Origin of the sequence: Erwinia sp. S43, from assembly GCF_016624745.1 — a bacterium.
In the GTDB taxonomy this organism is placed as follows: Bacteria; Pseudomonadota; Gammaproteobacteria; order Enterobacterales; family Enterobacteriaceae; genus Erwinia; species Erwinia coffeiphila.
In genome coordinates, this window is sequence record NZ_JACVTX010000002.1 from 127,280 (window position 1) to 146,488 (window position 19,209).

16 protein-coding genes are annotated in these 19,209 nt (G+C 56.4%); 9 read left to right on the forward strand and 7 right to left on the reverse strand.

All coding sequences use genetic code 11. From position 1 onward, the window contains the following. Positions 1-28: 28 nt before the first annotated feature. Both IBT47_RS02810 and IBT47_RS02815 read left to right on the forward strand, forming a co-directional pair. Entirely contained in the window at positions 29-2,086 is a 2,058-nt protein-coding gene (locus IBT47_RS02810; protein WP_200559075.1) for a beta-galactosidase, read from the forward strand. Between the two features lie 58 nt (positions 2,087-2,144). Beyond that, on the forward strand, positions 2,145-2,459 hold the full coding sequence (locus IBT47_RS02815; RefSeq protein WP_105591803.1) for a glucose PTS transporter subunit EIIB: 315 nt from the start codon (positions 2,145-2,147) through the stop codon (positions 2,457-2,459). 103 nt (positions 2,460-2,562) lie between these two features. Here IBT47_RS02815 and IBT47_RS02820 read toward each other — a convergent pair whose 3' ends face one another. Beyond that, positions 2,563-3,825 (reverse strand): maltoporin, encoded by a 1,263-nt coding sequence (locus IBT47_RS02820; RefSeq protein ID WP_200559076.1) that lies wholly within the window; start codon positions 3,823-3,825, stop codon positions 2,563-2,565. Positions 3,826-4,086: 261 nt separating this feature from the next. On the opposite strand from IBT47_RS02820, the gene IBT47_RS02825 reads away from it, so the two are divergent. Next, a complete protein-coding gene (locus tag IBT47_RS02825) occupies positions 4,087-5,157 on the forward strand; it encodes a LacI family DNA-binding transcriptional regulator (protein ID WP_200559077.1) in 1,071 nt (356 codons plus the stop codon). A gap of 102 nt (positions 5,158-5,259) precedes the next feature. Here the strand turns inward: IBT47_RS02825 and IBT47_RS02830 are convergent, their stop codons facing one another. From IBT47_RS02830 to IBT47_RS02850, 5 genes are all read right to left on the reverse strand, one after another. After that, entirely contained in the window at positions 5,260-6,522 is a 1,263-nt protein-coding gene (locus tag IBT47_RS02830; protein ID WP_200559078.1) for a type II toxin-antitoxin system HipA family toxin, read from the reverse strand. Then, positions 6,512-6,856, reverse strand: a complete 345-nt coding sequence (locus tag IBT47_RS02835; protein ID WP_123333512.1) for a helix-turn-helix domain-containing protein — start codon at positions 6,854-6,856, stop codon at positions 6,512-6,514. The genes IBT47_RS02830 and IBT47_RS02835 overlap by 11 nt, the downstream gene beginning before the upstream one ends. Before the next feature lie 215 nt (positions 6,857-7,071). Further along, positions 7,072-7,950: an arabinose operon transcriptional regulator AraC gene (gene araC / locus IBT47_RS02840; RefSeq protein WP_200559079.1), complete on the reverse strand. Its 879-nt coding sequence runs from the start codon at positions 7,948-7,950 to the stop codon at positions 7,072-7,074. An 88-nt stretch (positions 7,951-8,038) separates the two neighbouring features. Next, complete coding sequence (locus IBT47_RS02845) at positions 8,039-9,463, reverse strand: MFS transporter (protein WP_200559080.1); 1,425 nt, start codon at positions 9,461-9,463, stop codon at positions 8,039-8,041. Further along, entirely contained in the window at positions 9,460-11,493 is a 2,034-nt protein-coding gene (locus IBT47_RS02850; protein WP_200559081.1) for a beta-galactosidase, read from the reverse strand. Before IBT47_RS02850 ends, IBT47_RS02845 begins: the two co-directional genes overlap by 4 nt. 299 nt (positions 11,494-11,792) lie before the next feature. On the opposite strand from IBT47_RS02850, the gene IBT47_RS02855 reads away from it, so the two are divergent. From IBT47_RS02855 to hisC, 6 genes are all read left to right on the forward strand, one after another. Then, the gene (locus IBT47_RS02855; RefSeq protein ID WP_200545062.1) at positions 11,793-12,230 is read left to right on the forward strand and encodes a VOC family protein; all 438 of its coding nucleotides are present in this window, start codon (positions 11,793-11,795) and stop codon (positions 12,228-12,230) included. A 563-nt stretch (positions 12,231-12,793) separates the two neighbouring features. Then, complete coding sequence (locus IBT47_RS02860) at positions 12,794-13,789, forward strand: ABC transporter substrate-binding protein (RefSeq protein WP_200559082.1); 996 nt, start codon at positions 12,794-12,796, stop codon at positions 13,787-13,789. 18 nt (positions 13,790-13,807) lie between these two features. Next, the gene (locus IBT47_RS02865; RefSeq protein WP_200559083.1) at positions 13,808-14,644 is read left to right on the forward strand and encodes an ABC transporter permease subunit; all 837 of its coding nucleotides are present in this window, start codon (positions 13,808-13,810) and stop codon (positions 14,642-14,644) included. Between the two features lie 13 nt (positions 14,645-14,657). Continuing rightward, entirely contained in the window at positions 14,658-15,416 is a 759-nt protein-coding gene (locus IBT47_RS02870) for an ABC transporter ATP-binding protein (RefSeq protein WP_200559084.1), read from the forward strand. A gap of 11 nt (positions 15,417-15,427) precedes the next feature. Further along, complete coding sequence (locus tag IBT47_RS02875; RefSeq protein ID WP_200559085.1) at positions 15,428-16,543, forward strand: iron-containing alcohol dehydrogenase family protein; 1,116 nt, start codon at positions 15,428-15,430, stop codon at positions 16,541-16,543. A 12-nt stretch (positions 16,544-16,555) separates the two neighbouring features. Then, positions 16,556-17,680, forward strand: a complete 1,125-nt coding sequence (gene hisC / locus IBT47_RS02880) for a histidinol-phosphate transaminase (protein ID WP_200559086.1) — start codon at positions 16,556-16,558, stop codon at positions 17,678-17,680. A 97-nt stretch (positions 17,681-17,777) separates the two neighbouring features. Here the strand turns inward: hisC and IBT47_RS02885 are convergent, their stop codons facing one another. Next, positions 17,778-19,208, reverse strand: a complete 1,431-nt coding sequence (locus IBT47_RS02885; protein WP_200559087.1) for a sugar porter family MFS transporter — start codon at positions 19,206-19,208, stop codon at positions 17,778-17,780. Position 19,209 lies beyond the last annotated feature (1 nt).

Sequence of the window (19,209 nt, forward strand, 5' to 3'; positions counted from 1 at the left end):
GGTATCTCTGACAGATTAAGGAAGAAGTATGACTAAATTCCCACCGCTGGCGGCCGGGATCACCCGCCTGTTGCACGGCGCGGACTATAACCCCGAGCAGTGGTCGCACACGCCGGGCATTATCGATGAAGATGTGGCGATGATGAAGGAGGCCCACTGCAACGTGATGTCCGTCGGCATCTTCAGCTGGGCCAAGCTGGAGCCGGAAGAAGGGCGCTATGACTTCAGCTGGCTGGATAACGTGCTGGAGAAGCTGTATGCACAGAACATCCGCGTGTTCCTCGCCACGCCGAGCGGTGCGCGCCCGGCCTGGATGTCGCAAAAATATCCTGAAGTGCTGCGTATAGGCCGCGATCGCGTGAAGGCGCTGCACGGCGGGCGGCACAACCACTGTATGACCTCGGCGGTGTACCGCCAGAAGGTGCAGGAAATGAACGGGCGGCTGGCAGAGCGCTACGGCCATCACCCGGCGGTGATTGGCTGGCACATCTCCAACGAGTACGGCGGCGAGTGCCACTGCGACAGCTGCCAGCAGGCGTTCCGCGAATGGCTACAGCGCCGCTATCAGACGCTGGAACAGCTTAACCACGCCTGGTGGAGTGACTTCTGGAGCCATACCTACACCGACTGGTCGCAGATTGCCTCGCCTTCGCCGCAGGGCGAGATGTCCATCCACGGCCTGAACCTCGACTGGCGGCGCTTTATGACCGATCAGGTGACCGATTTCTGTACCCAGGAGATCAAGCCGCTGAAGGCGGTTAACCCGGAACTGCCGGCCACCACCAACTTTATGGAATATTTCTACGACTACGACTACTGGAAGCTGTCGCAGGCGCTGGACTTTATCTCCTGGGACAGCTATCCAACGTGGCACAACGAGAAGGATGACACCACGCTGGCCTGCTACACCGCGATGTTCCATGACCTGATGCGCACCCTCAAGCAGGGCAAACCGTTCGTGCTGATGGAGTCCACGCCGGGGGCCACCAACTGGCAGCCAACCAGCAAGCTCAAAAAGCCGGGCATGCATATTCTTTCCTCGCTACAGGCCGTGGCGCACGGCGCGGATGCGGTGCAGTACTTCCAGTGGCGCAAAAGCCGCGGCTCGGTGGAGAAGTTCCACGGCGCGGTGATCGACCACGTGGGTCATCTGGATACGCGCATCGGCCGCGAGGTCAGCGAGCTGGGGCGGATGCTGGACGCCATGACCCCGGTGCTCGGCAGCCGCGTGGAAGCGCGCGTGGCGATTATCTTTGACTGGGAAAGCCGCTGGGCGATGGATAACGCGCAGGGCCCGCGCAACATCGGCCTGCACTACGAGCGCACGGTGGTGGAACACTACCGGACCTTCTGGGAACAGGGCGTGGCCGTTGACGTGATCAACGCCGACGCTGACCTGACGCCTTACACGCTGGTGATTGCGCCAATGCTGTATATGGTGCGCGACGGCTTTGCCGAACGCGTGGAGCGCCATTTGCACAACGGCGGCCAGTTCGTCGCCAGCTACTGGACCGGCGTGGTGAATGAAACCGACCTCTGCCACCTCGGCGGCTTCCCCGGCCCGCTGCGGCCGCTGCTGGGTATCTGGGCGGAAGAGATAGACAGCCTGACCGACGAGGAATCAAACGGGATTCAGGGAATTAAAGGCAATGCGCTGGGGCTGAGCGGCCCGTACCAGGCGCGTGAGCTGTGCGAACTGATCCATCTTGAGGGGGCCACCGCGCTGGCCCGCTACCAGAGCGATTTCTATGCCGGGCAGCCGGCGGTCACGGTGAATGAGGTGGGTGCCGGTAAGGCGTGGTACATCGCTTCGCGCAACGATCTGACCTTCCACCGCGACTTCTACGGCGCACTGATTAAACAGCTGGCGCTGCCGCGCGCGCTCGATGTGACCTTGCCGCCGGGCGTGACGGCACATCGTCGTACCGACGGCGAGCAGTCGTTTATCTTCCTGCAGAACTACACCGCGGCAGAGCACCGAGTCACGCTGCCAGCGGGGATCAGTGACCTGACGGACGGCTCGCCGCTCTCCGGGGTACTGGTCCTGCCGCCGTGGGGCTGCCGCGTGCTGCGCGCGCCGCTGTAACGGCGAATACACAGGCGGGCGCAAGCCCGCCTTTTTTTATGTCCAGAAGGAGAGAAATATGGTGAGTCTGAAATCGTTTAAGCACTACTTCAGCCGCGAAGCGCTGCCTGCGGAAGAAGCCCCGGCCGACAACGCGCTGCTGGATCGGCTGTTAAGCTGCTTCGGTGGCCGCGACAATATCGTGCAGGTTGATGCCTGTCTGACCCGGCTGCGGGTGACGGTTAAATCGCTGTCTGCGGTGGATTCTGCCGGGCTGCAGCAGGCGGGGGCGATCGGAGTGGTGATCCTTGGCCATGAGGTGCATGCCATCTTCGGCACGCAGTCGGACCGGCTGCGCCAACTGCTGGATGCGCGTTTCTTTGGCGATGCCTGAGTTGACAGGGTGACGTTGTCACAATAAAAAAAGGATAACCGGTAACGGTTATCCAATAAAACAGCCAGTGTTCAAGCAGTGATCGGGGAGCGAGCGTGGGAGATTACCACCAGGCCTCAACCTGGACGCCGAAGTTCCAGGTATCGCTGGCTGTACCATCATCGAAGCTGTTGCCCTGTTCTGAATCATTCAGGTAGGAAGCAAACACGCGCAGTTCAGGGCGAGACATAAACTCAGGACCGGCCGCCAGACCCAGCGCCAGGGTATATTTCTGCCCGGCCTGTTTGTAATCGCTGCCGTCTTTGTACTGATCTTTCTGCCAGAAGGTGCCCGCTTCGCCGATACCGCGCACATAGTCGGTGAACTGGTACTGCGCACGGCCCACGACCGACAGCAGGGTGCTCTTATCGCTGTACGCCGTCAGATCCTGCGCAGAGCCCCAGGTAATCACCTGGTTCAGCGACAGGCGGTCGGTGATCGGCAGCAGGCCGGTGTTAATGATGCGATAGCCGGTGGCGTCGCGGGTGTCGTTCCACATATCGTACCAGCCGCCGCCCTGCGAGATAACGTTCTGCGCCAGGCCCTTATTCGCATACTGGAACACCAGCTTCTGATAGCCGCCCCACATATCCTGGCTGATTTCACCGGTCAGCATCACGCCGTTGTCGGCGTCATACAGGCCGCCGTACTCTTTCTGCTTTTTGGTGGTGTTCGGCATAGCGTAGTCGATACCAAACTCGGTCCAGGCACCGCTCCACGGCTTCCAGCCAGCGTAACGCAGGTCGAGGTAGTTGATGTTGACGTCGTTATCACCGTCTTCACGGTAGTCAACGTCGTTCGCATCGCCACGTATCCAGGCGAATGACACCGCGCCCGGACCAACGGTGTAGTTTTCAATACCGGCACCGGAGCCGGAAATATTCCAGTATTTGGTGTCAATAATGTGCAGATCGTGGCGCTGGTAGTAGCGCTTACCGCCCCAGATCACCGCATTTTTATCGCCCGGGATCAGGCCCTTAATTTGCAGATTCAGCTGACGCAGACCAAACTGCGCATCGTCGCCGAGGGTGGTTTCGTTATCGTTAGACCCATCAGAGACCATGCTGACCATGCTGTCGACGTAGAAGCTGACGTCGTCCTTTTTATAGACTTCGCTACCCAGCTCCACCTCACCGTAGGTATCGCCTTCATTGCCGAGACGACCAAGCTTGTTCTTCTGCCACTCCTGAATGCCGCCGTCCTGCGACACGCCCACGCCGCCGCGCAGATAGCCGTGGAAATCAATATTATCGATGGCTGCGTATAACGCCGGGGAAGTCAGTGCCGCAGCAAGTGCCACAGCGGTTGCATGTAGTCTGGTATTCATGTCACCCTCGTTTTTGTAATACGTTCACAATGTGAGAGCAGTAAACGCCCAGTGACGAATACCCTGCAATTTAAATGTCAAGATTGTGTGATTTACTGCAAGTTTTTAGGCACTTATTGTAACGTTTGGTGAGATTGATCACCGAAATATGAATGTGAACGTCAGACTTTTTTATGATTTTTTCGACAGTGTGACGGGGTTAACCCGGCCAGGGTTTCGGCTGTGTTACAATTTCCGCATCTGCTACCAGGGAAGCGAGCCATGAAATCGAAGAATTCCACTTTAGAGGATGTTGCCCGTCACGCCGGAGTGTCTTATCAGACCGTTTCCCGGGTGCTTAATAAGTCTGCCAACGTCTCCGAAGCGACGCGTAGCAAGGTTGAGAAGGCGATAGAGGTGCTGCGCTACGTGCCTAACCGCCTGGCACAGCAGCTGGTCGGTAAGCAGAGCACCACGCTCGGGCTGGTTACCACCTCGCTGGCACTGCATGCCCCTTCACAGGTGGCGGCGGCGGTAAAACGCTACGCTAACGCGGCGGATTACCAGGTGCTGATCGCGATGATTGATGAGAACGTCAACCAAAGCCTGCAGGATTGCATCAACGAGCTGAAGTCACAGCGCGTCGATAAAGTGATTATTAACGTGCCGCTGGAGACGGCGGACGCAGAGCGCATCGTGCAGGAGAACGACGATATTCTGTGCCTGTTCCTCGACGTCGATCCGTTTTCATCGGTGTTTAACGTTTCGTTTAACCCGGCGGACGGCACGCGCGCCAGCGTCAAATACCTCTACGAACAGGGGCACCGCGAGTTTGCGCTGCTGGCAGGGCCGCAGCACTCGGTTTCCGCCCGCCTGCGGCTGAAAAGCTGGCTGGAGACTCTGGAAGGGTATGGCTTACAGCCGGTCAGTGTGATCCACGGTAACTGGGATGCGCAGAGCGGCTTTAACGGCATCCTGCAGATGCTGCACGAAACCCCGCGCTTCAGCGCGCTGCTGGTCGGCAACGATCAGATGGCGCTGGGCGTGCTGAGCGCGCTGCACCAGCGCGGCATGGCGGTTCCGGGGCAGGTTTCGGTGGTGGGCTACGATGATACCTATGAAAGCGCCTTCTTCCATCCTGCGCTGACCACGGTTTCCCTCGACCTCGATTTACAGGGGAAAGAGGCGGTGAGCCGCATTTTGCAGGCCAGCGAAGACGACCACAGTCGATCGTCCTCGATCCTGCCCGCACGCCTGGTGGTGCGCAATTCCACCGCCGCGCTGGGCTCGGGTACGCAGGATTTAGCGCAGATCGCCGCGCAGCTGCGGCAGATTGCCAGCCGGTTACAGTGAGGTGAGGTGGGGGTATCGGCTGGAGGTTGTTCAAAAATATCTGTGATTGCCTGATGTGGATATGTTCCATCCCGCATCAGGCAGAACGCGATGTATGAACGGTCATTCAAACACGAAGGGGTTAAGGAACTGCCTTTTCCAAAAATAGCGGCGATCGATCTCAGTCAGGCTGGCTTCTTCGCAGACTGCGTCCCAGTGCTCACTTATTTTTTCGACCTGCCCATCAAAAATTTGCGCAGCTTCCGCCGGAGAAAGCAGGAAATTATGCGCGGTTGCCATGCAGGCGCTGCGCTGGCTGAAGCGATTATTACCGGCAATCAGCATCGCCTGAGTGGCCTCATTTCCCGCCCGCCCCTGGGGGCAAATGTCATACGCTGGCGTCAGCGAAAGCCTTTGCCCATCCCAGAAGGCGGCATGGTTGCGTGCGTGGTCGTCGGTGTTGCCACTGAGGATGTTGAAACAGATACGGGCGAACAGTTCACGCAATGTCTCAGCAGGGCGTTCAAAACGATGGCGAATCAGTTGTGCAAACTCTTCATAGCTGGCATAGCGCGCCATCATGTCGTCCAGGCCAAACAGCGTTAATGCCGACACCATCGATCGCCGGGTCCAACCGGCCTCAGCTTCAACCCGATCGAAGCGCTCAATCAGCAGAATATCTTTGCCTGCGGCCTGCGCCAGACGAACCGGTGCACAGTTTATCCCGCACATCGCGGCCAGTCGCATGGCGATAAACTCCGCTTTCACCACGCTGTAAAGGTCGTTACTCGCCGAAAACTTTGCGATGTATTTTTTATCGTCTTCTTCTATGAGGGCTTTAGGTCGGGCACCGCCGATTGAACTACCGTGAAATAATGCCTGGTCAAGCTCAGGAGTCAGCGGAACACCTTGTTCCACCCGTTCAGCCGAACGCAGCAGTTCTTCCATTGCCACATTTATTGCGTAACGAGGCTCATATTCCGTTGCCGAACGCTGGAAATCCAGCGCGCCAATCCGATCGGAACCGGATTCGAGCAGGTAGGTCAACTCATCCAGTAACACGGTATCCGTATCGGCACCGCGTATCCCCAACGTACGGTTAATGATCACACGGCGTCCCCATGCATCCGGCGCACTGTCGCGGATTGACGAAGGCATCGTCAGACCCGGCAGCAGGGGTAAAATACCTGGTTGCAACGGGAGTTCAGGCAGGTAAAGCGGGATGGCAGGGGAGCGATCGCGGACGCGTTCCAGATAGCTGCGGCCATAGTTAAACACCAGTTTTCCGGTATTGTCGTAACTCAGCCGTCCGGCGACCACAGGTGCAGTTTCACCTGGTAACCAAATCCATACAAATGCCTGTTGCGGCGCGTTTTCAGAAGTCATCAAACGTCTCCTTCGCTGGTTTACGTATCCTTTGTGGCATCAGGCTGAGCTTATCCTCGGTTTGCCTGCGATAGGCTATCAGCCGGTTGACGTCGGCTGTCGCATCGAAGAGAGGAATTCCGAGGAGTGCCGCAACTTCGAATACAACTCCCAGCTCGCACTTCGGATCGGCTTTTTCAATTCGCTGCAGCATACTCCGCGATATGCCTGCGCGTTCCGCCAGTTCCGATTCCGTCATTTTTTGATTTTTACGTTCAAAACGGATCATTTCAGCGAACAATTTGATCGCCTCAAGGGTGTAGCGTGAGTAAACCCTCTGTATCGAACGCGGCATTTTGACCTCCTTAAAGGTCATTAACTGACATAGTGCATCATATGGAAATCAAATTATCATTTTACTCTTGGAACTTCAAACTTAATGGACGCCATATGAGGCTTTATTGTGGTTTATGACTCATACATGAGTCATAAATAGGTGTTGATGGCGTGTCAATGATGTTTGAGCTGATGTTCGAACATTAGCTTAAAAATTCCCCATGCTTTGTACGCTCAAAATAAAGCGGCTTGCTCAAATTTCTTTCGGTACTCGCGTGGGCTCAGCTGATTGTGCTGACTGAACACACGTGAAAAATAAAGCGGGTCTTCATAGCCGACGGCGCGGGCAACCTGAGTGACATTCAGCTGTTTATAGCGAAGTAAATCACAGGCGCGTGAAATACGCTGCTGTTCCCGCCAGCCGTAAATGGTTTTGCCCATCTCTTTCCTGAATATATGAGTAAGGCGTGAGGCGGAAAGGAAGGTCATGCGTGCCAGTTCTTCAATTCGGGTATCCTCGGACAGGTGCTCATTGATGTAATCGCAGACGGTCTGAATACGGGGATCCCGGTTATGACGATTGCTGGCCGGCTGAAGCTGGAAGGCCTTAAGAATGATGCGCTCAAGCGCATTCATGGCCATGGCTTCCTGGAGCAGTGCCCCGACGGCATTACAAGATATCACCTCTTTGAAGAGCTGAACCATTTGCTGGCTGTGCGATTTATCAGCAAGCAACATACGGCCGATGTCGCCCTGTTTATTGTCCCAGCGCAGCCAGTCAATCCAGTACGGGCGGGGGATAAAATAGATCCAGAGATGGTCCCAGGCAATGCTCTCTTTGGCCCTGCCGTAGTGATGAATTACGCCGGGCGGGAACAACAGCATCTCATCCTGCTGGCAGTAAAACTCGCCTTCTGCATGATGAATGATCCCTTCACCTTTCAGCGTCAGGTTAATCATGTAGCCTTTCATTCCGTTGGGACGGTGAATAAAAAAATCGAGTTTGCTGCCGGGGCTGATTGGGGTGAAGCCGGAAACCATGAATGCGTTAAAGGTGAAGCTTCTCATAAGCGGAGAAAAGCTTAACATACCGGCTTCGTTCAGTTCTTCCATTGGTACCCGTCCCTGTTTCAACGCTGCAGATACTATAGGGAACCCCCTCCATTACTGAAGGGGGGATGTACTCTTTTTGTCGTAGAGATCACTTCAAATTTAGCAAACTGTCGCCGGTGGCTGAAACATCGGTGCTGTCAGCCTGCTGATAACGACCGGCAGACAAATCCTGCGCGACCCGATGGTAGAACCCATCCAGCTTGTAAAACCAGAGCAGTACCAGGTTTAGCGCCGCGAGGATGAGCGGGAAAAAGATAAACAAAAATTCGATAGTCCGGATGACGGTTTCAGACTGAGGGGCGCTTCCACCACTGACAAACCCGGCCGCGCCCAGGATCCAGCCTACGCTTGCCGTACCCAGCCCCATACCCAGCGTCTGCCCCAGCGTACCCGCACTGAAGAGAATGCCTTCAATACGCAGCCCGGTTCGCCATTCACCGTAGTCGATGGTGTCTGCCAGCAGGGCGAACATGGTGGCACCAATGCCGCAGAATCCCACACTGCGTACCGCCGTTCCCATAATCACAAACAGCGCATTCTGTTTGTCGAACAGCGGCAGCAGGTAAGCAATACAGCAAACGATCAACCCGAGCATGGCCAGGCGCCGCTTGCCCAGCTTTTTAAGCAGCGTCGGAATGATCATCAGCGTAAGCAATCCCGGTATGTACTGGGCCATGCTGATGTAGGCAATCAGTGAGACATCCGAAAGAACATATTTCGAGTAATACACCCCGACTGCCGACAACGCGGTGAGGCTGGTGAAGGTAATCATCAGATAGAAGAAGATGATCAGCCAGTAGCGATTTGCCATGACTGAACGCGTAACCTGTCTGGCATTAATTCTCTGGCTGTTGTTGCTGCTCACCGGTTCTACACGCTCGCGGGTACCCAGCGCGGTCAGAAGCAGGAACAGGGCAGTGAACAAGCCAAATATAGCGAATACGATAATCCAGGACGTACTGCTGTTGCCGAAAAATGCCACCATCGGCAGGGTTAACACCCCAACGGTAAGCGATCCACAGGTTGAGAACCCTTTCCGGAAGACACTCAGCATGCCGCGCTGATAATTGTCACGGGTGATCAACGCCAGGAGCGATCCGTAGGCAATGTTATTTGCGGTAAACATAATATTGGTCAGCAGATAGGTAATGCAGACGTAGACGACTTTCAGTGTGTAACTGACGTCCGGAATGGTCGACATCAGAAAGGCCGACAGGCCAAACGGGACGGCGGTCCACAGAACCCACGGCCGGGCTTTGCCCAGGCGGGAGCGCGTCTTATCGATGCGTATGCCGACGTAGATACAGATAATGCCATCCAGCACGCGGGCAAAGAACATCAGCGATCCCACCAGCAGAGCAGAGATGCCCACCACATCGGTGTAGTAATACGCCAGAAAAGTCACCATTAACGTGTAGGTTAAGTTGGTGCCATAATCGCCCACGCCAAAGGCCAGGCGTTCCCGGGTGCCGATACGCTGCAGATCCTGATTCGATGAGTCAGAGTTCATCATTCTTTCTCCACTTCAAAAATCGCCACGCCCCAGTCAGCCAGTTCAAGCGTCTGTCCCTGCCGGTAACGCTGCCCGCTCAGTAACTCCTCTCCGGCCTTAAACGGGAAGGACAGAGTTTGAGGCTGGCTGGAATAGTTCAGGAAGAAAAGAACGGTATTGCCTGAACGGTTTACCGCACGCCTGACCGTGACCGGGTAACCCGGCGATAGGGCTGCGACGTCCAGAGCCGCTTTTTCAATCAATCGAAGCAGCACCGCCTCCACGGCCTCAGAACTGATGCTGCAGCCCACGTAGGTAGCCGTTCCGGCACCGTAGCGGTTATGAACGATAGCCGCGTATTTATTCCAGTAGGGGTGCTGATAACTGGCCCAAACCTCGGCACCGGCATCGGCCTCCAGCAGTTCCATCCAGTCAGCTACAGCGGCTTTCCCGGCAGGAATGTCCAGCAGCCCGGACTGCAGGGTCACCTCGTGTGGCTCGACAAATAGCTGATAGCTTGCACCCACCGCTTCTCTGATGACGGCCGGCTGCCGGTTCGTTCTGACTTTGAGGTGTTCATTAGCAAAGCCCGACCTGAAGGCGTACAGGATATGCCCGCCCCGTTCGGTAAACTGATTCAGGCGTTGCAGAGATGACTCAGAAACGGCGTAAAGCAGGGGGGCTACCAGTAGCTGATAACGTGAGAGACGGGGATCGTCAACGGTCAGAATGTCTACTTCAATGTTGAGACGGTAAAGAGCATCATAATAAGCGCGAACGGTGTTGTTATACTGATGTTCCTTGTTACGACCAAACTGATGCCCGCTGTAAGGATGCCAGTCAACGGCGGTCAATGAGTCGTGACTGACGAGCAGGGCGACGCGATTATGTTTTTTCAGGCCCGCAAGATGCGGGGAAAGGCGGGCGAATGCCTGGCCGATATCTTTCGCCTCATCATAAACAGGGTTTGGCTCCAGATCGTGACTGAGCAGTCCTTTCCAGTACGTTTCATAGGAGTTATGCAGGGAATGCCAGTGCCAGTAGCTTACCATCGCTGCGCCGGAAGCAATGTGGCTGAAAGCCTGAAGGCGGAGCTGGCCGGGGTAAGGGGTCCAGTTTTTAAACGCCTGCGCCTGCGTTTCCAGAACCAGATAGTTTGCGTCCTTCGTTGTGCGCGCAATGTCCCCGCAGAAGGCAATTTCTACCCCGGTAAGCTGATGCTGGCCCGGGTGATAAATATCCACGCCGGTAATGTCCAGCACTGACGATGCCGTGAAATGATCGACCTCTCCTCGCACACCAAAGGACCAGGTCCGCCACTCGAAATCGAAGTTATGGGTGATGAACTGACCGGGCAGGCGATACTCGCTGACCAGCGTTGCCTGCCAGGCCAGGAAGTCTGTCACCAGGCCGCGCTGATAGCGCTGGAAGGCGGCGCCCAGGCTGGCGTTGATGGTACTTTCCAGCGGCGGGAAATCCTCCCAGGCGTCGATTCTGTTACTCCAGTAATCAAGGCCGTACTCGGCATTCAGCTTGTCGAGATTGCCATCAAACTGCTTCTTCAGCTGCTCAATAAAGCCCCTCTGAACGGGTGCTCCGCAGGTATCGTAGTATTTAGTCTCATTATCGATCTGATACCCAATGACGGCCGGGTGACTGGCGGTGGCGGTCAGCAACTCGCGAATAATCCGCTCTGCATATCGCAGGTAAACAGGGCTGGTGATATCCATCTTTTGGCGGTGACCATATTTATTCACCCCCTGCGGGGTGGTGGCCATGACCGAAGGGTGTTTTTTCGCAAGCCATGCAGGAATGGCATAGGTTGGCGTACCGATGATAACGGCGATGTGGTTAGCATGCATACGGTCCAGAACGGTCAGCACGCTGGAAAAGTTAAAATCACCGTCCTGTCGTTCGTAGCTGCTCCACGTGCTTTCCGCAATACGAACCACATTGATGCCTGCCGCCTTCATCAGCCGTATATCTTCATCCAGCCGTTCTTCAGGCATATATTCACGGTAGTAAGCCACACCATAGAGTAATTTTTCCACTTTTATCCTGCCTCTTATTTTAAGCGTTCGGCAGATAAATTAGAGGAAGTTGGTCGGTGATAGATAAAGCATGTCGCTGGCAACATAGAGAAACTCGCTGCCCGGTGAGTCTTATGAAGGTCATCACAAAAGGACGGCGTGAAGCATTCAATCATTTTGTTCTGGCTACTGCATTCGGAAGTTAATCCAGGGTATATGACTCATTCCTGGTGTAAAAGCAGCTCAGACCGGCCCTTGACCTCAACTTAACATGAGGTTTTAGAATGCCTGCTCTTAACTTCTATGGGCAAATTATGGATATGAACGAAATAGATGTTGGTTTCACGCATGTTGCATTTGTCGTCAGAAACCTGGATAGAAGTATTGCGTTTTATGAACGCTATGCCGGTATGTCTGTTGTTCACCAGCGCGAACCTGATGTTCCCGATGCGCGAAAAGTGGCATGGCTGAGCGATCGAACCCGCCCGTTTGCCCTCGTTTTGGTACAGTCAGATAATGTGACGGACACCCCATTAGGGAACTTCGGTCATCTGGGCGTTGCCTGTGCCAGTCGCCAGGAAATTGATGAAAAAATTAGTTTGGCACGTGCTGAAAATGTTTTGCGGAAAGAACCTGTAGATGCAGGCGATCCAGTGGGTTATTACGTTTTCTTCGCTGACCCAGACGGCAATACGTTGGAGCTCTCTTACGGACAGCGCGTAGGGCTGGAGTCCTCGGGTAATGCTATAAAGCAATAAACCACAGTTCTGATTGTTGTCAGGACAGTAAACTGCCTTCCGCCTGATGAAGGGGAAGGCATGCCTCATATTGGATTCAGGGTACTGATTTTCATAACGCCAGATATTAAGTTGCTGTTGTCAATTAACTATTGACGGACACGGCAGGTTCCACCGATAACACTTTAGCGGAGATAGTTAATTTAACATAATTAGTATTATGCGCACCAAGTACAGGTGTTAATTATGTTAAATATCAACCTGATAACGTCACTTTTTAGCTAGTTTATAATGTCACCCAGTTACGGCGCGTTTACCACCTTTCATTTTAACTTGGGAACTGAGGATGATATTTCAACTTCGGGTAAACATTTATTATTGGTGCAACTTAGTCATATCCGCTTCGAATATACGGGCATTTCTATTGGGCTAGTTATTTTGAGAACCTAATAAACTTCCGCATAAGCAATCCTATAAAAAGCATGACGAAAACGTACATATATCACAAAGATTATCTTATTCTCGACCACGAATAACATTGCAATAACATCAATTAAAAATACCAATACAACAGGAAACACGATATGAGAATAAGATCTTTGGGATGGGTATTTACCTTACTGACGCTGGCAGCACAAAGCGCCATCGCCGCCCCCGACCTGAGCAAGACCACCTTGAGCGTGGCCAGTACCGGCTGGAAAGTCGAACAGGCGGTGTTAAAGCTGGCGAAACTGGACGATACGCCCTATCGCGTTACGTATCAGGCCTTCCAGGGCGGCGCGCTGGGGCTGGAGGCGATGGCGGCCAACAAAGTGGATTTCGCCGTCACCAGCGAAATTCCGCCGGTATTTGCGTCGCTGGCAGCAAATAAAGGTAATTTCAAAATTATCGCGATTAAAAACAGCTCCACCCTGCATCAGGAATTGATCGTTCCGCCCAATTCGCCGATAAAAAGCGTGGCGGAATTAAAAGGCAAACGCGTCGGCTATATTAAATCCACCACCGCCCATTATTTCCTGTATCAGATGCTGAAAAACGCAGGTCTGAAATGGGACGACATTCAGCGTGTAGAAATTACCACCGCCGACGGCGTCACCGCGCTATTCAGCGGCGGCATCGACGCCTTCGCCAGCTACGGCAACTCGATTAAAGCCGCCGAACTGCGCGGCGCTACCCAGTTGGCCAGCGCCGAAAATATTCTGTCTGGCAATTTCCCGATTGCGGCGTCTGAAATTTCGCTGCAAGACCCCGGCAAACGCGCCGCCTTCGCCGACTACATCGGCCGCCTGAACGCCGCTTACCACTATGCCGAAACGCACCCGGAAGACTGGGCTAAAGTCTCAGCCGACCCAACCGGCCGCCCCTACGACGTCGCGCTGTCGGACATCAAAGCAGAGTACGTCCAGGGCCCGTCCCGCTACCTCGTGGTTTCGCCTGAAGCGCTCAAGTCCCAGCAGGACGTAGCCGACACACTGTACGCCACCGGGCTGCTGGAAAAACCGGCCAATGTCGCCACGTTCTACGACTCGACGCTGGACGTTCCAATCAATCAGGCCCTTGCCAAATACCTTCCCCGATAACTTCACGGAATGACCGCCATGCAGAAAAATCATCCCGTTTCACTCACCGCCGAGTCGGTGATTCAGCAGCCGCGCGTTATCTCGCCGCCGCGCTTCAAACCTGCGCTGGCGCGGCTGCTACGCCTGCTCGCCCCGTGGCTGCTGCCCATTGCCCTGCTGATCGTCTGGCACCTTTCCAGCCTGAACGAAGCCAGCCGCTCCATTCTGCCGTCGCCGCTTGAGGTAGTAACGCGCGCCATCACCAGTCTGGAGAACGGCGATCTGGCCGAAAGCATGTACGTCAGCGCCCGGCGCGCCATCGCCGGTTTTCTGCTCGGCGGCAGCATCGGCTTCGTGCTCGGGCTGCTCAACGGTGTGTCGCGGCGGGCTGAAATTACCCTCAGCACCACAATCAACATGGTGCACAACATCCCGGTGCTGGCGGTGATCTCGCTGTTTATCGTCTGGTTTGGCATCGGTGAGGAAGTGAAAATCGCCATGGTGGCGTTCGGCGTGTTTTTCCCGGTGTACGTCAATACCTTCCACGGTATCAGGAACATCGATCGCGGTCTGCTGGAAATGGGCAAGGTCTATGGCTTCACGCCGCTGCAAATGTTCCGCGACATCATCTTCCCCGGCGCGCTGCCTTCGATTCTGGTCGGTGTGCGGCTGTCGCTGAGCATCATGTGGCTGGTGCTGATAGCCGCTGAAACCATCGCCTCCGACGCCGGTATCGGCTACATGGCCATCACCGGCCGCGAGCTGATGCAAATGGACAAAGTGGTACTCAGCATCATCATCTATGCGCTGCTCGGCAAACTGTCCGACGTCATCGCTTCGTCGCTGATGCGCCGTGTGCTGCGCTGGCGCAACTAACAGGAACTCCATCATGACGTCCCCCAACGGCTACGGCATTACCCTCGACAACGTCAGCAAGCGTTTCGGCGACGTGTCAATTCTCAACAACGTTAGCCTGACGCTGGCACCCGGCGAGTTCGTCGCCATCGTCGGCCACAGCGGCTGCGGCAAAAGCACGCTGCTGCGCATGATCGCCGGGCTGGAACAGCCTACCAGCGGCACCATCACCATCGACCGTCAGCCGATCGACGGTGTCAATCCGCACGTCCGCGTGCTGTTTCAGGAAGCGCGTCTGCTGCCCTGGCGCAGCGTGCTGGACAACGTGCGTTCCGGCTCTCCGAACCGGGACGACGACGTAGCGCGAAGCGTGCTGACCAAAGTCGGGCTGGCCGATAAGCAGCGCAGCTGGCCGGGCGTGCTGTCCGGCGGGCAGAAGCAGAGAGTGGCACTGGCGCGCGCACTGGTGGCCGAACCGCGCGTGCTGCTGCTGGACGAACCGCTCGGTGCGCTGGATGCACTCACCCGCCTCGACATGCAGGCGCTGATCGAGAATGTCTGGCTGGAGCAGCGCTTCACCGGCATTTTGGTTACCCATGACGTGGACGAAGCCGTGCGGCTGGCGGACCGGGTGATCGTTATGGCGCACCAGCACATCGCGTTGGATGTCCGTATCGAACTCAGCCGTCCACATACCGCCGAAGAGGACCAGTTGCACTACAAGAAACTGATTCTCAGCAAGATCCTGCACCTGCCGGAACATCAGAGCCCACAGGCAGAATTCACCATCTGAGAGGAATCATCATGCTTACTATCAAGGCACCGGAACAGTATCTCAACCAGCCCGATCTGCTGTCGCAGGCGGGCGAGCACATCTCGCGCTACGGCAAACGCGCCTTTATCATCACCGGCCAGACCGCGTTCGAACAGGTCGGCGGCACGCTGACCGCCAGTCTGGGCGAGCAGCGTATCGCCCACCAGACGGTGACGCTCAGCGGCTACCCGACGCGGCGCATCATCGAGCTGTTCAGCCAGCAGGCTAAAGACTTTACCGCCGACGTGATTATCGCCATTGGCGGCGGCCGGGTGTGCGACACCGCCAAAGTGGTGGGCGATCGGCTCGGCCTGCCGGTAGTGGCTGTGCCCACTATCGCCGCCACCTGCGCCGCCTGGGCGGCGGTGTCGATCCTCTACGACGAAGAGGGCGACTTCGACGCCGTACACCTCAACCGCCGTTCCCCGGTGCTGGTGCTGGCCGACACCAGGGTGATTCTGGCCGCCCCGGCGCGCTACACCCACGCCGGGGTGCTCGACACGCTTGCAAAATGGTACGAAACCGAGCCGAACCATACGCCAGACGTCCATTCGCTCACTCTGCCGCAAATGATCCACACCGCGCGACTGGCGTTCGACGTGCTTTCGCGTCAGGCAAGGCAGGCCATTGAAGAGGGGCAACGCGGCGTGATAACGCAGGCCGGGCTGGACACCGTCGACGCCATCATCTACCTGGCCGGACAGGTCGGCACCCTGCACGACGGTCGCTACTTCGGCGGCTTCGCCCACCCGTATTATCAAGCCTCCACCCGACTGGCCCATACCCGCTACCGCCTGCACGGCGACAAGGTGGCGCTGGGGCTGCTGACGCAGTTCGTCATCAGCGGCATCGACTACGACAGCTTCCGCGAGCGCGTGCAGCTGTTCGAACAGTTCAACCTGGCGCTGACGCTGGAAGAGATCGGCATCAGCGACGACATCGACGCCGATATCGCCCTGCTGGCGCAGGAAACCTTCAGCGAGCTGCAACGCCTGACGCGCCTGCCCTTCGCCTCCGGCCCGCAGCAGATTGAAACCGCCATCCGCCAGACCGACCGCTGGGTGCGGCAGATCCGTGCCGCCGTTCCCCATCACACCGCCGCCTGACAGGAGCCTTAAATGATCCCGACCCATCGTAAAATCCTTGACGAGCTTAGCCCGTTCATTCCGGCGAGAACGTTGGAAGCCACCCGGCAGGAGCTGGGCACGCAGCAGATCCTCAATCTGTCGGCTAACGAGAACACCTTCGGCCTGTCACCGCGGGTGAAGCAGGCGCTGCTCGACCATTGGAACGATCTCAGCTACTACCCGGACTCCACCGCCGCCGCGCTGCGGCGGCAAGTGGCCGACTATCATCAACTGCCGCCCGAACAACTGATTTTCGGCACCGGCTCTTTCCAGTTGATTGAGCTGGTCGCCCAGACGTTTCTTTCGCCGGGTGATGAAGCTATCGCGCTGACGCCGTCCTTCCCCTACTACTACAACGCCACCCGTCAGATGGCAGCCCGTTTCGTTTCCGTGCCGCTGCAGGATTTCACCATCGATCTGGAGCCGCTCAAACAGGCAATAAACGACAAGACCCGCGTCATCTGGCTGTGCAACCCCAACAACCCGGCGGGCGGCATCGTGACCGAGCCGACTCTGCGCCAGTTTCTTCAGTCGATCCCACGCGATATCGTGGTGGTGCTGGATGAGGCCTATGTGGATTTCGTCGACGACCCGGATTTCCCGGACAGCCCGCGCCTGCTGCGCGAGTTCGGCAATCTGGTCATCCTGCGCACCTTCTCCAAGGCCTACGGGCTGGCGTCGTTCCGCATCGGCTACGGCATCGCCCGCCCGGAACTGATCGACCTGATGAGCCGCCTGCACCTGCCGGTCAACATCAGCACCCCGTCGCAGCTCGCCGCCATCGCCAGTCTGGCGGATCGGGACTATTACCAGCGGGTCGTCGATGGCGTTAAGGCGGGACGGGAACTGTACTACCGGACGCTGGACGCGCTGGGACTGCGCTACATCCGCTCGCACGGCAATTTCGTGCTGTTCCATACCGGGCTGCCGAACAGCCAGCCGGTGGTCGACGTCTATTACCAACAGGGAATATTGATTCGTGCGGGCGAAGGATTCGGCCTGCCGGGTTGGCTACGCGTCACCATTGGCACGCCAGAAGAGAACCGGCGGGTGCTGGCGCTGCTGCCGCAGGCGCTGGTACAAACGGAGCAACGCCGCACCCTGCAGATGATTTGAACGGGGCTGCACGGTCAAACGGGCCTGTCATCTGGCCCGCTTTCCGTTATGTGCCGGGAAATACGCTGGCGGATTATCACCCTCAGCAGCAGAAAAATCAGCCTTTCTCCGTCTGCACAGACAGCGAATTTTTCAGCATCTTCGCTGCCGCGACCTTTTCTATATCTTCCAGCGCCACGCCTCGGGTTTCCGGAACGTAACGCGACAGGAACCAGTAACAGACGACGTTAAACACCACGAAGATCCACATGGAGAACGCGCCGTGGAACTGCTCCTGTAGCCAGGCATTGTCGTTGACGATCGGGAACACCAGGGTGATCAGGAAGTTGCTGATCCACATCAGACCCACGGCCAGTCCCATACTGAATTCACGGATTCTGTCCGGGAAAATTTCCGAGATCATCACCCAGGCACCCGCACCCCAACCCATACCAAAGAACAGCGTGAAGATCAGGATGCCGCTGATGGCGATATAGCCGACATCATTACTGTACAGACCCCACGAGGCGATCAGCAGCCCGACGATGGCACCGACGGTGCCAATCTTCATGATCGGCAGACGGCCGTAGTGGTCGAACAGGTGCATACCGATAAATGCGCCAATACCATTGAGCAGGGCGACAAAAATCGTTTCGAAGAAGATGATGTCTTTATCACTGGTGGTGCCTTCCAGCATCATCGGGGTGTAGTAGTTGATGACGTTGATGCCGGTGAACTGCTGCAGAACCGCAATCGCCACACCAACTACCAGGATATAGCGCAGCGCCGGGTTGTCCGCCAACGCGCCTTTGCTCGCTGTGTTTGAGCTTCTGGCGGGTGATGATGGCAGCTGAAACAGCTGACGGGCCTCTTCCTGATTAAGCTCCGGATAGATACGCGACAGCACTTTAATCGCCTGCTCGCTGCGGTTATGCCGGATACACCAGTGCGGCGACTCCGGTAAGCAAATGATCAACACCAGCATCGCCAGCGACGGCACCAGCTGCACAGCCATCATAATCCGCCAGCCGGTTTCGACCATCCAGGCCTGCGGCATGCCGCGTGCAATCAGATAGTTGACGATAAACACCGCCAGCACGCCGACCACCATCGACAGATCGTACGTCCCGGTTGCTTTGCCGCGCATTTTGGCCGGCGACATTTCAGAGATATACATCGGGGCCACCGTCGCTGCCAGGCCCACGGCGATACCGCATATCAGCCGCGAGCCGGTAAACAGCGTAAACGAGTCCGCGACGGCCGAAAAATAAGAGGTCACCACAAACAGGATGGCGCTGAGCAGCATCACCGGTTTGCGGCCGGTTTTATTCGCCATTTTCCCGGCGGTCAGCGCACCAATCACCCCGCCAAAGATCACGCTGGAAACCGCCCAGCCGGTTTGAACCGAATTCAGGCCGAAGGTGTGCTGAATCGACTCCAGCGTGGCGGCAATCACCCCTTCGGAATAACCAAACATAAATCCACCGGCGGAAGCCGCCAGGCAGAGCATATACACGTAGCGGGCATTAAACCTGTGTTGATAGGACATG